The sequence below is a fragment of the Streptomyces sp. NPDC088400 genome, assembly GCF_044753355.1.
Lineage (GTDB): Bacteria > Actinomycetota > Actinomycetes > Streptomycetales > Streptomycetaceae > Streptomyces.
This window is the reverse complement of the sequence record NZ_JBIVMZ010000010.1, coordinates 83,963-98,377: the sequence shown is the minus strand read 5'-3', so window position 1 is coordinate 98,377 and position 14,415 is coordinate 83,963. Positions and strand designations below refer to the sequence as shown.

Annotated in this window: 11 protein-coding genes and 1 tRNA gene; 8 read left to right on the top strand and 4 right to left on the bottom strand. The window is 66.9% G+C overall.

What is annotated here, in order from left to right:
• Positions 1-611 precede the first annotated feature (611 nt).
• The 5 genes from ACIQD6_RS24595 to ACIQD6_RS24575 all read left to right on the top strand — a co-directional run bounded on the left by ACIQD6_RS24595 (position 612) and on the right by ACIQD6_RS24575 (position 6,290).
• A complete protein-coding gene (locus ACIQD6_RS24595) occupies positions 612-1,844 on the top strand; it encodes a branched-chain amino acid ABC transporter substrate-binding protein (RefSeq protein WP_401885764.1) in 1,233 nt (410 codons plus the stop codon).
• Positions 1,845-1,947: 103 nt separating this feature from the next.
• Complete coding sequence (locus ACIQD6_RS24590) at positions 1,948-2,877, top strand: branched-chain amino acid ABC transporter permease (protein ID WP_401885762.1); 930 nt, start codon at positions 1,948-1,950, stop codon at positions 2,875-2,877.
• 5 nt (positions 2,878-2,882) lie between these two features.
• Positions 2,883-4,688, top strand: coding sequence for a branched-chain amino acid ABC transporter permease (locus tag ACIQD6_RS24585; protein ID WP_401885759.1), 1,806 nt, complete (start codon positions 2,883-2,885; stop codon positions 4,686-4,688).
• Between the two features lie 4 nt (positions 4,689-4,692).
• Positions 4,693-5,577 (top strand): ABC transporter ATP-binding protein, encoded by an 885-nt coding sequence (locus tag ACIQD6_RS24580; RefSeq protein WP_401885757.1) that lies wholly within the window; start codon positions 4,693-4,695, stop codon positions 5,575-5,577.
• Positions 5,574-6,290, top strand: a complete 717-nt coding sequence (locus ACIQD6_RS24575) for an ABC transporter ATP-binding protein (protein ID WP_401885755.1) — start codon at positions 5,574-5,576, stop codon at positions 6,288-6,290. Before ACIQD6_RS24580 ends, ACIQD6_RS24575 begins: the two co-directional genes overlap by 4 nt.
• Before the next feature lie 107 nt (positions 6,291-6,397).
• Here ACIQD6_RS24575 and ACIQD6_RS24570 read toward each other — a convergent pair whose 3' ends face one another.
• Positions 6,398-7,051 (bottom strand): ANTAR domain-containing response regulator, encoded by a 654-nt coding sequence (locus ACIQD6_RS24570; RefSeq protein WP_401885753.1) that lies wholly within the window; start codon positions 7,049-7,051, stop codon positions 6,398-6,400.
• Between the two features lie 99 nt (positions 7,052-7,150).
• On the opposite strand from ACIQD6_RS24570, the gene ACIQD6_RS24565 reads away from it, so the two are divergent.
• Together ACIQD6_RS24565 and ACIQD6_RS24560 are read left to right on the top strand one after the other, a co-directional pair.
• Positions 7,151-7,225, top strand: a tRNA-Leu gene (locus tag ACIQD6_RS24565).
• 108 nt (positions 7,226-7,333) lie between these two features.
• Positions 7,334-8,116 carry a transcriptional regulator gene (locus ACIQD6_RS24560; protein WP_401885751.1) on the top strand — a complete coding sequence of 261 codons (783 nt, stop codon included), beginning with the start codon at positions 7,334-7,336 and terminating at the stop codon, positions 8,114-8,116.
• Positions 8,117-8,126: 10 nt separating this feature from the next.
• On the opposite strand, the gene pyk is transcribed toward ACIQD6_RS24560, so the two are convergent.
• Both pyk and ACIQD6_RS24550 read right to left on the bottom strand, forming a co-directional pair.
• Positions 8,127-9,560, bottom strand: a complete 1,434-nt coding sequence (gene pyk, locus ACIQD6_RS24555) for a pyruvate kinase (protein ID WP_401885748.1) — start codon at positions 9,558-9,560, stop codon at positions 8,127-8,129.
• A gap of 212 nt (positions 9,561-9,772) precedes the next feature.
• Positions 9,773-10,489 (bottom strand): SIMPL domain-containing protein, encoded by a 717-nt coding sequence (locus ACIQD6_RS24550; RefSeq protein WP_401885745.1) that lies wholly within the window; start codon positions 10,487-10,489, stop codon positions 9,773-9,775.
• Positions 10,490-10,820: 331 nt separating this feature from the next.
• Between ACIQD6_RS24550 and ACIQD6_RS24545 the strand changes: the two genes are divergently transcribed.
• Complete coding sequence (locus tag ACIQD6_RS24545; RefSeq protein WP_401885743.1) at positions 10,821-12,656, top strand: 5'-nucleotidase C-terminal domain-containing protein; 1,836 nt, start codon at positions 10,821-10,823, stop codon at positions 12,654-12,656.
• 67 nt (positions 12,657-12,723) lie between these two features.
• On the opposite strand, the gene ACIQD6_RS24540 is transcribed toward ACIQD6_RS24545, so the two are convergent.
• Positions 12,724-14,133, bottom strand: a complete 1,410-nt coding sequence (locus ACIQD6_RS24540) for a lysine N(6)-hydroxylase/L-ornithine N(5)-oxygenase family protein (RefSeq protein ID WP_401885742.1) — start codon at positions 14,131-14,133, stop codon at positions 12,724-12,726.
• Positions 14,134-14,415 lie beyond the last annotated feature (282 nt).

Genomic DNA, 14,415 nt, shown 5'->3' with positions numbered 1-14,415 from the left:
CACGAGCACGGACACGAGCCCCGGCGCGAACACCGGCCCGGACGCCGGTACGGACGCCGGTACGGACGCTTCGGCAGCCGCCGATGGCACGCGACGCTGACCGTACGGAACACGCCCCGCCCTCGCCCCAAGAGCCGCAAAAGCCCGGCCCGCACGGAAAACACCTATCGCGGCGCATGTGCGCCATTGCGGAAAAGAGCCGCGGAATCCAGGATTCCCTTTCCTGGGCGTAACACCGCGTAATAAGCGCGCAACACGGAAGCGGAGTCTCTCCCTCCCCGGAATCCACCCCGACGATCTTTCCCGGCACCCAGGACGGCCCGCCCGCAAAACCGTCCGCACAGCGGGCACCTCGGCCCCGTCCTGCTGGTTCCTCGCAGCCCGCGGGACCAAAGAGCCCCAAACCCCTCTTTCAGCCACGCAATTGATCTACACAAACCCCTCCGTAGTAACAAGAGAGTCACAGCATGGTCCACACCTCTGCTGCATTCCTGTAACTCGTGCTTATAGTCACTGCCAGTCACTGCGTCGCCGAAATCCCTTCGAGTTCGGCTCCGGCGCTCGACCCGGCGTTTCCAGAAGGGGCGCCGCGCCAGGGGAAAGGCCTGAACGTGCGTCACCGTTCCTTCTTCATCATCACCACCGCGGTCACCGCGGGGGCACTCACACTGTCCGCCTGCGGCTCCCGCGACGACAGCAACAGCGGTGGCGGCAGCGGAACCACCGTCGTCATCGGCCTCGACGCGCCGCTCAGCGGCGACCTCTCCGCGCTCGGCCAGGGCATCAAGAACTCCGCCGACCTCGCGGTCAAGACCGCCAACAAGAACAAAGAGGTCGACGGGGTCACCTTCAAGCTCGAGCCCCTCGACGACGTCGCGCAGGCCTCCACCGGCCAGCAGAACGCCACCAAGCTCGTCTCCAACACCGATGTCATGGGCGTCGTCGGCCCCCTCAACTCCGACGTCGGCCAGTCCATGCAGAAGGTCTTCGCCAACGCCAACCTGGTGCAGGTCTCGCCCGCCAACACCAACCCCGAGCTGACCCAGGGCAAGGACTGGCAGAGCGGCAAGAAGGTCCGCGGCTTCAAGACGTACTTCCGTACCTCGACGACGGACGCCATCCAGGGCCCGTTCGCCGCGCAGTACATGTACAACGAGAAGAAGCTCAAGAAGGTCTACGTCATCGACGACAAGAAGACCTACGGAGCCGGCCTCGCCGCCACCTTCGCCCAGGAGTTCAAGAAGCTCGGCGGCAAGGTCGTCGGCACCGACCACATCAACCCCGACGACAAGGACTTCTCGTCCGTCGCCAGCAAGGTCGCCGCGACCGACGCCGAACTGGTCTACTACGGCGGCGAATACCCCGCCGGCGCCCCCCTCGCCAGCCAGATCAAGAACGCCGGCGCCAAGATCCCCACCATCGGCGGTGACGCGCTCTTCAGCGCCGAGTACATCAACCTCGCCAAGGCCAACGCCGAAGGCGACTTCGCCAGCTCCGTCGGCGCCCCGCTGGAGACCCTCGCCACCGCCAAGAAGTTCATAGCCGACTACAAGAGCGCCGGCTACAAGGACGCCTTCGAGGCGTACGGCGGCTACTCCTACGACTCCACCTGGGCCATCATCCAGGCCGTCAAGGCCGTCGTCGAGAAGAACGACGGCAAGCTCCCCGAGAGCAAGGACGCCCGCGAACAGATCACCGCGGCCATGCAGGACGTCAGCTTCGACGGAGTCTCCGGCAAGGTCGGCTTCGACGAGTTCGGCGACACCACCAACAAGCAGCTCTCCCTCTACGAGGTCAAGAACGGCAAGCACGTCGCGGTCACGAGCGGCGAGTTCGAAGGCTGATCCGAGCCCTCCGGCCCCACCCCGTACATCTGAATACCGCGCGGGGGCGCCACAAGCGCCCCCGCGCGGCCGTATCTGACCACACTCACTCGGAGGCCCCGCGGTGAACGATCTGCCGCAGCAACTTGCCAACGGCCTGCTACTCGGCGCGCTGTACGGACTCATCGCAATCGGTTACACGATGGTCTATGGCATAGTCCAGCTCATCAACTTCGCCCACGGCGAAATATTCATGATCGGCGGCTTCGGCGCGCTGACCGCCTACCTGTGGCTGCCCGACGGCACCAGCCTCCTGCTCGCCCTGCCCCTCATGATCCTGATGGCCATGGCCTGCTCCGTACTCGTCGCCATAGGCGCCGAACGCTTCGCCTACCGCCCCCTGCGAAGCGCCCCCCGGCTGGCACCGCTCATCACCGCGATCGGCCTCTCCATCGCACTCCAGCAAGCCATCTGGGCCTTCTACCCCGACGCCACCAAGTCCCGCCCGTTCCCCGAATTCGACGGCGGACGACTCGACCTCGGCGCCTTCGCCATCGGACGCGGTGACCTCTTCCTCCTCATCGCGGCCCCCGCCTGCATGATCGGCCTCGGCTTCTTCGTCTCCAAGACCCGCACCGGCCGCGCCATGCAAGCCACCTCGCAAGACCCCGACACCGCCAAGCTCATGGGCATCAACACCGACCGCATCATCGTCACCGCCTTCGCCATCGGCGCCGCGTTCGCCGCCATCGCGGCCATCGCCCACGGCCTCAAATACGGCGAAGTCAACTTCAAGATGGGCTTCATCGCCGGCCTCAAGGCCTTCACCGCCGCCGTCCTCGGCGGCATCGGCAACATCTACGGCGCCATGATCGGCGGACTCGTCCTCGGCCTCACCGAAGCCATGGCCACCGCCTACATCGAATACATCCCCGGCATGTCGCAGTTCGGCGGCGGAGCCTGGAAGGACGTCTGGGCCTTCGTCCTCCTCATCCTCGTACTGCTGCTGAGGCCCCAGGGCCTCCTCGGCGAACGCGTCGCGGACAGGGCGTGATACCCATGACCACCACCACACCCCAGCAGGACACCCCGGCCACCACCCAGCACACCCCGCCGGTCATCCCCCTGCCCACATCGGCCGCCCGCGCGGCCACCGCCCTCGGCGCGCTCCTCACCCTCGCGAGCACCTTCCTCGCCTGGACCTGGACCGCGGAATTCCCCGGCGACCTCACCGTCACCGGCTACCCCGGCGGCCTCCAGGTCCTCACCCTCACCGGTGCCCTCCTCACCCTCGTCTTCACCGTCTCCACCTACGGCGTCCGAGGCCTCAGCTGGCTCACCCCCGGCGGCAAGAGCAGCGCCGTCCTGCTCCTCGCCCTCGGCACCTTCGCCACCACCTGGTACACGATCATCGCCATCGCCGTCGAACTCGGCGGACTGGCCAACCTCGAACCCGGCGGCTGGGTCGCCGCCGTCACCTCCCTCCTGACCCTCGTCGCCGCGTTCGGACTCCCCATCGACGTCCCCGCCGACGCCGGCAGCCACGGCCGCACCGCGCCACTCCCGCAGCGCTTCGTCCAGGCCTTCAAAGCCCCCGTACCGGACAAGGCCGCACCACTCCCGTCCTGGTTCGAAATCGTCATCATCGCCGTGTCCTTCGGCCTCGGCCTGTTCGTCTTCACCTACGGGATCGACACCGAATACGCCGAACTCTTCATCGGCTTCCTCCTCATGGTCGGCTTCGGCGCCACCGGCGTCGCCCGCGCCGGACTCAACCGCCGACTCGCCACCCTCACCGCCACCCACAAGAACGTCACCGTGACCGCGGCCTTCGTCGCCGCCTTCGCGTTCCCGTTCACCCAGAGCAACGACGCCTACGCCACCATCGGCGCGAACATCCTCATCTTCGCCACCGTCGCACTCGGCCTCAACGTCGTCGTCGGCCTCGCCGGACTCCTCGACCTCGGATACGTCGCCTTCCTCGGCGTCGGCGCCTACACCGCGGCCCTGTTCTCCGGCTCGCCCTCCTCCACCATCGGGATCCAACTCCCCTTCTGGGCAGCCGTACTCGCCGGCGCCGCCGCCTCACTCATCTTCGGCGTCGTCATCGGCGCCCCCACCCTCCGCCTCCACGGCGACTACCTCGCCATCGTCACCCTCGGCTTCGGCGAGATCTTCCGCATCGCCATGCAGAACATGGACGGCGCCTCCGGTCCCGACATCACCAACGGACCCAACGGCATCCCCAACATCCCCGACCTGGAACTCTTCGGCTTCAACCTCGGAGAGCCCCACACCGTCCTCGGCGTCGAACTCGGCAGGTTCTCCAACTACTACCTGCTCATGCTGTTCTTCACGATCATCGTCGTGACCGTCTTCCGCCGCTCCGACCAATCGCGCATCGGCCGCGCCTGGGTCGCCATCCGCGAAGACGAGACAGCCGCCCGCGCCATGGGCATCAACGCCTTCCGGCTCAAACTCCTCGCCTTCGCCCTCGGCGCCACCCTCGCCGGAATGGCCGGCACCGTACAGGCCCACGTGACCTTCACCGTCACCCCCGCCCAGTACAAATTCGTCGAAGCCGTACCGCCCAACTCCGCCTTCCTCCTGGCAGCGGTCATCCTCGGCGGCATGGGCACCGTCAGCGGCCCCCTCATCGGCGCCTCACTGCTCTACCTCATCCCGGCCAAACTCCAATTCATGTCCGACTACCAACTGCTCCTCTTCGGCATCGCCCTCATCCTCCTCATGCGATTCCGCCCCGAAGGCCTCATCGCCGACCGCAGGAAGCAGCTCGAATTCCACGAGACCGGCCAACTCGACGCCCCCAAGGGCGATATCGGCCTCAGCAAAGCGGGGACGTGACCAGATGACCACCGACACCACCCAGACCAGCGTGGCCACCGGCACCCCCGTCCTCCACGCCTCCGGCGTCACCATGCGCTTCGGCGGACTCACCGCCGTACGCAACGTCGAACTCACCGTCAACAGCGGCGAGATCGTCGGCCTCATCGGACCCAACGGCGCCGGCAAAACCACCTTCTTCAACTGCCTCACCGGCCTCTACATCCCCACCGAAGGCACGGTCTCCTACAAAGGAACCGTCCTCCCCCACCGCTCCCACCTCGTCACCCAGGCCGGCATCGCCCGCACCTTCCAGAACATCCGGCTCTTCGCCAACATGACCGTCCTGGAAAACGTCCTCGTCGGCCGCCACACCCGCACCAAAGAAGGCCTCCTCTCCGCACTCCTACGCGGCCCCGGATTCAAAAAAGCCGAACGCGAATCCGAAGCACGCGCCATGGAACTCCTCGAATTCACCGGCCTCGCCCACAAACGAGACCACCTCGCCCGCAACCTCCCCTACGGAGAACAGCGCAAGCTCGAAATCGCCCGCGCCCTCGCCAGCGAACCCGGCCTGCTGCTCCTCGACGAACCCACCGCGGGCATGAACCCCCAGGAGACCAGGACCACCCAGGACCTCGTCTTCGCCATCCGCGACCAAGGCATCGCCGTCCTCGTCATCGAGCACGACATGCGCTTCATCTTCAACCTCTGCGACCGCGTCGCCGTCCTCGTCCAAGGCGAAAAACTCGTCGAAGGAACCGCCGAGGTCGTCCAAGGAGACGAACGCGTCGTCGCCGCCTACCTCGGCACCCCCTACGAAGGCGCCCCCGGCGCCGAAGAGGCCTCCGAAGTGGAGGCCGCCGAGGCGAAGCAGAACACGCCCGGCACAGAAGGAGACAACCAGTGACCGCCCTCCTCGAGGTCGAAAACCTCAAGGTCGCCTACGGCAAGATCGAAGCCGTCAAAGGCATCTCCTTCAGCGTCGAAGCCGGCCAGATCGTCACCCTCGTCGGCACCAACGGCGCCGGCAAAACCACCACCCTGCGCACCCTCTCCGGGCTCCTCAAGCCCGCAGGCGGCCGCATCACCTTCGACGGCAAACCCCTCAGCGGAGTCGGCGCCCACAAAATCGTCTCCCTCGGCCTCGCCCACTCCCCCGAAGGCCGCCGGATCTTCCCCCGGCTCACCATCACCGAAAACCTCCAACTCGGCGCATTCCTCCGCAACGACAGCGACGGCATCGCCAAAGACATCCAGCGCTCCTACGAGCTCTTCCCGATCCTCGGAGAACGCAGGAAACAGGCCGCGGGCACACTCTCCGGCGGCGAACAGCAAATGCTCGCCATGAGCCGCGCCCTCATGTCACGGCCCAAACTCCTCATGCTCGACGAACCCTCCATGGGCCTCTCGCCGATCATGATGCAGAAGATCATGGCCACCATCAGCGAACTCAAGCAGCAGGGCACCACCATCCTGCTCGTCGAGCAGAACGCCCAGGCCGCGCTCTCCCTCGCCGACCAGGGCCACGTCATGGAAGTCGGAAAAATCGTCCTCTCGGGCAGCGGACAGGACCTCCTGACCGACGAATCCGTCCGCAAGGCATACCTCGGCGAGGACTGAACCCGAACCGAGCAACCCACACACGCCAGGAGGCCCGCCCCGACATTCCGGGGCGGGCCTCCTGACATACAGATCCCCTGACATACGGATCCGGGACAGGCCGCGAACTACTGGCCCTTAGACGCCTTCTTCTCACCGGCATCCTCGATGACCGCCTCCGCCACCTGCTGCATCGACAACCGCCGATCCATCGACGTCTTCTGAATCCAACGGAACGCCGCCGGCTCCGTCAGCCCGTACTGCGTCTGCAGCACCGACTTCGCCCGGTCCACCAGCTTCCGCGTCTCCAGCCGCTGCGAAAGATCCGCGACCTCCTGCTCCAGCGTCTTCAGCTCGGTGAACCGCGACACCGCCATCTCGATGGCCGGCACCACATCACTCTTGCTGAACGGCTTCACCAGATACGCCATCGCCCCGGCGTCCCGCGCCCGCTCCACCAGATCACGCTGGGAGAACGCGGTCAGCATCAGAACCGGCGCGATGGACTCCTCCGCGATCTTCTCGGCGGCGGAGATCCCGTCCAGAACCGGCATCTTCACATCGAGGATCACCAGATCCGGCCGGTGCTCCCGGGCCAGCTCGATGGCCTGCTCACCGTCACCGGCCTCGCCGACGACCGAATAGCCCTCTTCTTCGAGCATCTCTTTGAGGTCGAGGCGGATCAGGGCCTCGTCCTCTGCGATGACGACGCGTGTCGTCAGCGGCGGGACGTGGGACTTGTCGTCATCGTCGACGGGCTGGGGCGACTCGGGGGCGGTCACGGGGGCTCCTCGTTCCAGACAGGGTGCTGCTCCCCATGAGCCTACCGAGCTGCGGTAAAGTAGGCCCAGGCGGGGGACCTTAATCCCTTGCATTCTCAGGCCCCAGTACTCCAACTGGTCAGAGAGGCCGCTCTCAAACAGCGGACAGTGTGGGTTCGAATCCCACCTGGGGCACTTTCCTTCGATTCCAAGGTCACGGGAAAGCTCGCGTCAACCACTTGATCGCGTGAATTTCCACGGTTCCGTGACCATGTGCCGGGCTTCTTGACCAGCATCGGCCCCATGTACGACCTCCAGACACGACAGCGAGCGTTGTCGCTGGTCGACCGGGGACAGAGCCTCAGCGCCGTCAGCAAGCAGACTGGCATATCCCGCGCGGCGATCCGCTCATGGCAGATCCGAATCGACCCGCTTCCTCGTATGCGGGGACGGACAACCGCCTGCCCAAGGTGTCTGCCCGAGCCGGTCGCACCGGCCGACTCCGCTTCGTACGCCTACCTGTTGGGCCTCTACCTGGGTGACGGCTGCATCAGTCGCCACCGTCATGGCGGCTACTACCTGCGTATCGCGTGCGCGGATGCGTGGCCCGGCCTCATCGACCGGTGCCGCACCGCGATCACCGCTGTCCGGCCCGGGAACACCGTATGCCTCCTCCAGAAGCAGGGGTGCGTCATGGTGACGTCCTACGACAGGCACTGGCCGTGCCTGTTCCCTCAGCACGGGCCGGGCAAGAAACACGATCGCCCCGTCGGCCTCGAACCCTGGCAGCAGGACATCGTGGACGCGCACCCGTGGGAGTTCGTACGCGGCCTGATCCACTCCGACGGCTGCCGCGTCACCAACTGGACCGAGAAGATCATCGGTGGGGTGCGCAAGCGGTACGAATACCCTCGCTACTTCTTCTCCAACGCGTCCCGCGACATCCTGCGGCTCTTCACCGACGCCCTCGACTCGGTCGGCGTCGAGTGGAAACCCGGCAACCAGAGCCGCGCTGTCCAGAACGTCTCCGTCGCCAAGCGCGCCTCCGTCGCTCTCATGGACACGCGCATCGGGCCCAAGTACTGACCCGTACCCGCTACTTCGGGCTGTCGTCCTCGCCGATGTGGTGCACCCGTACCAGGTTCGTCGAGCCCGCCACCCCGGGCGGGGAGCCCGCCGTGATCACCACGATGTCGCCCTTCGCGCAGCGGCCGATCTTGAGCAGTTCCTCGTCCACCTGCGCGACCATCGCGTCCGTGGAGTCCACGTGCGGACCGAGGAACGTCTCCACGCCCCAGGTGAGGTTCAGCTGGGAGCGGGTGGCCGGGTCGGGGGTGAAGGCCAGGAGCGGGATCGGGGAGCGGTAGCGGGAGAGGCGTTTGACGGTGTCGCCGGACTGGGTGAAGGCGACCAGGAACTTCGCGCCGAGGAAGTCGCCCATCTCGGCCGCCGCGCGGGCGACCGCGCCGGCCTGGGTGCGGGGTTTGCTGCGTTCCGTGATGGGGGGCAGGCCCTTGGCGAGGATGTCTTCTTCCGCCGCTTCGACGATGCGGCCCATCGTTCTGACGGTTTCGACGGGGTATTTGCCGACGCTGGTCTCGCCGGAGAGCATCACGGCGTCCGTTCCGTCGATGACGGCGTTGGCGACGTCGGATGCCTCGGCGCGGGTGGGGCGGGAGTTCTCGATCATCGAGTCGAGCATCTGGGTGGCGACGATGACGGGTTTGGCGTTGCGTTTGGCCAGTTTGATGGCGCGCTTCTGGACGATCGGGACCTGTTCGAGGGGCATTTCGACGCCGAGGTCGCCGCGGGCGACCATGATGCCGTCGAAGGCGGCGACGATGTCGTCGATGTTCTCGACGGCCTGGGGTTTTTCGACTTTGGCGATGACGGGGAGCCGGCGGTCTTCCTCGTCCATGATGCGGTGTACGTCGTCGATGTCGGCGCCGCTGCGTACGAAGGAGAGGGCGATGACGTCGGCGCCGGTGCGCAGGGCCCAGCGGAGGTCTTCGATGTCCTTGTCGGAGAGGGCGGGGACGGAGACGGCGACGCCGGGGAGGTTGAGGCCCTTGTGGTCGGAGACCATGCCGCCTTCGACGACGCGTGTGTGGACGCGGGGTCCGTCGACGGAGGTGACTTCGAGGGCGACCTTGCCGTCGTCCACGAGGATGCGTTCGCCGGTGGTGACGTCGGCGGGGAGTCCTTCGTAGGTGGTGCCGCAGGTGTGGCGGTCGCCTTCGAGGGGTTCGACGGTGATGGTGAACTCGTCGCCGCGTTCAAGGAGTACGGGGCCTTCGCTGAAGCGGCCGAGGCGGATCTTCGGTCCTTGAAGGTCGGCGAGGATGCCGACGCTTCGGCCGGTTTCTTCGGCGGCTTTGCGTACGCGCTGGTAGCGCTCCTCGTGGTCGGCGTAGGTGCCGTGGCTGAGGTTGAGGCGAGCTACGTCCATTCCGGCCTCGACCAGTGCCTTGATCTGGTCGTACGAGTCGGTGGCGGGCCCCAGGGTGCAGACGATTTTCGCTCGGCGCATATGTCGAGCCTAGACCTTACCGGCCGGTAGGGATTTGGTCGTACATGACTACTCAACACCCCCTGCGTGAAAGGTAATTGACAAGAGTTGAATTGTGCGCGGGGGTGCTCCGATGAGCATTTTTCGCTTTGTCGGAACGCGGTCAAAGAACGTGGAAGTGTCAGGAAGTCGTGGAGTGTCAGGAGGTGAGGAGTGTCAGGAGGTGAGGAGTGTCAGGAGGTGAGGTCCGGCGGGGTCATGGTGAAGCGCGCGTTCACCTGCGCGTACACGGTCTGGCGCTGGGGTTCGAGGTCGAGTGCGGGGGCTTCGGTCGCTTCGGCGCTTCCGTAGCTCATGCCGCGCAGTCCGCCGGGAGCGGCCGGCATGCCGTATCCGGCGCTGCTCTCCGCGCCGAGGTCGGCGAGCTCGACCAGGGCCGCGAGGTGGGCGCCGAGGGCTCCGGCGTATTCGCGGGCGCGCTGAACGGCTTCCCGTACGGCCTGGCGGCGGGCGTCGCCGTGGGCCGGGGAGTCGGGGCGCAGCGCCCACCAGGGGCCGGTGACGTGGGTGAGGTCGAGGTCGGCGAGGCGGGTGGTGAGTTCGCCGAGGGCGGTGAAGTCGGCGAGTTCGGCGTTGAGGTGGACGCTGCCGTGGTAGGCGCGGACGCGTTCGCCTCGTCCGTGGCGGGTGAGTTCGGGGCTGATGGAGAAGGAGCCGGTTTCGAGTTTTTCGACGGAGTCGCCGTAGGTCTTGATGAGGGCGAGGACTTCGGCGTTGCGGCGGGTGAGGTCGTCGAGTGCGGTGCGCCGGTCGGTGCCTCGGGCGCTGATGGCGATGCCGATCCTGGCGATTTCGGGGTCGACCACCAGGCGCGCTTCGCCTCGGACGGCGACCCTGGGGGTGTCGGGGGTGCCGTAGGGGGCGGCGGGGGTGGACGCGTCGGTGGTCATGGGGGGGCTCCCTCGTAGGTCGGCGGCCGGCTGCCGGCCCGTACGGCGACTGTCGCTGTGCGGCGACGGCCCACCGCACGGCGGCTGTTGCAGGCCGCCTGCTGTGCGCGCTCGATGTACGTGCTTCGTGTACGTGCTTCGTGTACGTGCTTCGTGTACGTGCTTCGTGTACGTGCTTCGTGTACGTGCTCCACTCTCGCATCCGGGTCCGACAATCGGCGGTCACCTGATCGAAACCGTGCAGGGGTGTTGTGGGGCGCGCCCTTGGGCCAGAATCTACGCGCGTTGTGCATCAGATCGAGGGTGCATGCATGGGATCGAGGGAGAAGAAATGCCGCTGAACCGTAGGACGTTCCTGGGCAGTACCGCTGCCACCGGTGCTGGTGTGGCGCTGGCGGGAGGGGTGGCGGGGCCGGCCGAGGCCGCCGTTCGGGGGTCTGGCGACGGCCACGGTCCTGACGGGGGGCACGGGCGTCCGGGGAAGGGGAAGCGGTATTCGTTCACCGTGATGGGGACGACCGACCTGCACGGCAATGTCTTCAACTGGGACTATTTCACGGACAAGGAGTTCGACGACGCGGCTCACAACGATGTGGGGCTGGCGAAGATCTCCACTTTGGTGGATCAGGTCCGTGAGGAGAAGGGCCGTCACAACACGCTGCTGATCGACGCGGGTGACACGATCCAGGGCACTCAGCTCTCGTACTACTACGCCAAGGTCGATCCGATCACCGCCGCGCGGGGTCCGGTGCATCCGATGGCGCAGGCGATGAACGCGATCGGTTATGACGCGGCGGCGCTCGGCAACCATGAGTTCAATTACGGCATTCCGGTGCTGCGGAAGTTCGAGGAGCAGTGTCGTTTTCCGTTGCTCGGTGCCAACGCACTGGACGCGAAGACGTTGAAGCCGGCTTTCGCGCCGTATGTGATCAAGAAATTGCGGACGCCGTTCGGGCGTGAGGTGAAGGTCGCGATTCTCGGGCTGACGAATCCGGGTATCGCGATCTGGGACAAGGCGAATGTCCAGGGGAAGATGACGTTCCCGGGGCTGGAGGAGCAGGCGGCGAAGTGGGTGCCGAAGCTGCGGTCCATGGGTGCGGATGTGGTGTTCGTGTCGGCGCATTCGGGGTCGGACGGTTCGTCCTCGTACGGCGATCTGCTCCCGTACGTGGAGAATGCCGCGACGCTGGTGGCGGAGCGGGTGCCGGGTATTGACGCGATTCTGGTCGGGCACGCGCATGTGGAGATCCCGGAGCGCCGGGTGGTGAACAAGGAGTCCGGCAAGGATGTGGTGTTGTCGGAGCCGCTCAAGTGGGGTCAGCGGCTGACGCTCTTCGATGTGGATCTGGTGTGGGAGCGGGGTTCCTGGACGGTCGAGAGGGTCGGTTCGCGGGTCCTGAACTCCAGCACGGTCGCCGAGGACAGGAAGATCACCCGGCTGCTCTCGGACGAGCACCGCAAGGTGGTGGCGTACGTCAACCAGGTGATCGGTACGTCGACCGCCGCGATGTCCACGGCGGACGCGCCGTGGAAGGACGAGCCGATCATCGATCTGATCAACCATGTTCAGGTGGAGACGGTGAAGGCGGCGCTGGCCGGTGGCGAGTGGGCGGCGCTGCCGGTGCTGTCGCAGGCGTCGTGCTTCTCGCGTACGGCGGGGATTCCGGCCGGTGATGTGACGATCAGGGACGCGGCCGGTCTGTATCCGTTCGAGAACACGCTGGAGGCACGGCTGCTGACGGGTGCTCAGATTCTGGAGTATCTGGAGTACTCGGCGAGGTATTACGTCCGGACGGCGGCGGGTGCGCCGGTGGACACGTCGAAGCTGACGAATGCCGACAGCATTCCGGATTACAACTATGACGTGGTGTCGGGGCTGACGTACGAGATCGATGTCGCGAAGCCGGTGGGTTCGCGGATCGTGAATGCGTGGTTCGGGGGCGCGGCGGTGGATCCGGCGGCGAAGTTCGTGCTGGCGGTGAACAACTACCGGGCGAGCGGGGGCGGGAACTTCCCGCATGTCGCGGCGGCTCAGCAGTTGTGGGCCAATTCGGACGAGATCCGTAACACGATCATCGGCTGGGTGCGGGAGGCGGGGACGGTCGACGCGGGGGCGTTCGCCTCGGTGGACTGGAAATTGAAGCGGGACGGTACGCCGGTCTTCTGACCGGGGAGCGCCTGGAGGCGTCCGCGGTTTCTTTCAGCCTCACCCGCCGTGCCTCGGTGAGTGGGTTTCAGCGTACTTCGGTGAGCGGGACCAGGCCCCTCGGCACGGGAAGCGAGCGGGTCTGGTTCTGGCCGTCGAGTCCGAAGCTGGTGAACGCGGTACGCCGGGGCAGCGGGTAGGGCTCTTTGCCGGTGAGGTGGTTGAGGATGGTGGCGCTGCGCCAGGCCGCGAGTCCGAGGTCGGGTGTGCCGACTCCGTGGGTGTGCCGTTCGGCGTTCTGTACGTAGACGGAGCCGGTGACGCCTTCGTCGAGCATGATCCGGTGGTGCTCGTCGACGCGGGGGCGTTCGGCGTTGTCGCGGCGCATGTACGGGTCGAGGCCGGCGAGGATCCGGTCGAGGGGGCGTTCGCGGTAGCCGGTGGCGAGGACGACGGCGTCGGTGGTGAGCCGGGTGCGGGCGCCCTGTTGTGTGTGTTCCAGGTGGAGTTCGACTTTGGTGACGGCGACGCGTCCGGCGGTGCGGACGGAGACTCCGGGGGTGAGGACGGCGTCGGGCCAGCCGCCGTGGAGGGTGCGCCGGTAGAGCTCGTCGTGGATGGCGGCGAGGGTGTCGGCGTCGATGCCTTTGTGGAGTTGCCACTGGCGGGGGACGAGGTCGTCGCGTACCTGCTGGGACAGACCGTGGAAGTAGCGGGTGTAGTCGGGGGTGAACTGTTCCAGGCCGAGCTTGGAGTACTCCATGGGCGCGAAGGCTTCGGTGCGGGCGAGCCAGTGGATCTTCTCGGCTCCCTTGGGGCGGGCGCGCAGCAGGTCGAGGAAGATCTCGGCGCCGGACTGGCCCGATCCGATGACGGTGATGTGACCGGCGGCCAGGAGCCGTTCGCGGTGTTCGAGGTAGTCGGCGGCGTGGATGACGGGGGCGGCTGGGGCGTCGACGAGGGGTTTGAGGGGGTCGGGGATGTAGGGCTCGGTGCCGATGCCGAGTGCCACGTTACGGGTGTGGGCGCGGCCGAGGGCGGCGGCTTCGCCGTCGGTGCCGAGCTGGGTGAAGTCGACTTCGAAGAGGCCGCGTTCGGGGTTCCAGCGGACGGCGTCGACCTGGTGTCCGAAGCGGAGTTCGGGGAGTTGCCGGCTGACCCAGCGGCAGTAGGCGTCGTATTCGGCGCGCTGGATGTGGAAGCGCTCGGCGAAGTAGAAGGGGAAGAGCCGGTCGCGGGCCTTGAGGTAGTTGAGGAAGCTCCAGGGGCTGGCGGGGTCGGCGAGGGTGACCAGGTCGGCGAGGAAGGGCACTTGGAGGGTGGCGCCGTCGATGAGCAGGCCGGGGTGCCAGTGGAAGGCGGGGTTCTGGTCGTAGAAGGTGGCGTCGAGTCCGCCGTGGACGCCGTCGGCGAGGGCGGCGAGGGAGAGGTTGAACGGGCCGATGCCGATGCCCACCAGGTCGCGGGGCTGGTCGAGTTCGGCGGGTTGGGCGGTCATCGGCAGGTACTGCCTTCCACGAGTCGGGCGCCCGGTGTCCCGGGGGTCGGTGGTGGTGCCTACGGGAGACAACGATCCGGACCCGGGAGTGGTATCGCCGTGGGCGGAAGTGTGGTGAAGGACGGCTGAAAAGACTCCACTTGGCCCCACCCCGCAGCGGGGGGGGGGGGGGGGGGGGGGGGGGGGGCCCCCGGGGGGGGGGGGGGGGGGGGGGGGGGGGGGGGGGGCGGGGGGGGTTTGTGGTGGGTGCGGGGGCCGGGGCCTCCGGAGGCGCATGTCCGG

Coding starts and splice junctions, on each gene's coding strand:
- ACIQD6_RS24585 (WP_401885759.1), top strand. CDS start 2,883: ATGACCACCACCACACCCCAGCAGGACACCCCGGCCACCACCCAGCAC.
- ACIQD6_RS24580 (WP_401885757.1), top strand. CDS start 4,693: ATGACCACCGACACCACCCAGACCAGCGTGGCCACCGGCACCCCCGTC.
- ACIQD6_RS24560 (WP_401885751.1), top strand. CDS start 7,334: ATGTACGACCTCCAGACACGACAGCGAGCGTTGTCGCTGGTCGACCGG.
- pyk (WP_401885748.1), bottom strand. CDS start 9,560: ATGCGCCGAGCGAAAATCGTCTGCACCCTGGGGCCCGCCACCGACTCG.
- ACIQD6_RS24550 (WP_401885745.1), bottom strand. CDS start 10,489: ATGACCACCGACGCGTCCACCCCCGCCGCCCCCTACGGCACCCCCGAC.
- ACIQD6_RS24545 (WP_401885743.1), top strand. CDS start 10,821: ATGCCGCTGAACCGTAGGACGTTCCTGGGCAGTACCGCTGCCACCGGT.
- ACIQD6_RS24540 (WP_401885742.1), bottom strand. CDS start 14,133: ATGACCGCCCAACCCGCCGAACTCGACCAGCCCCGCGACCTGGTGGGC.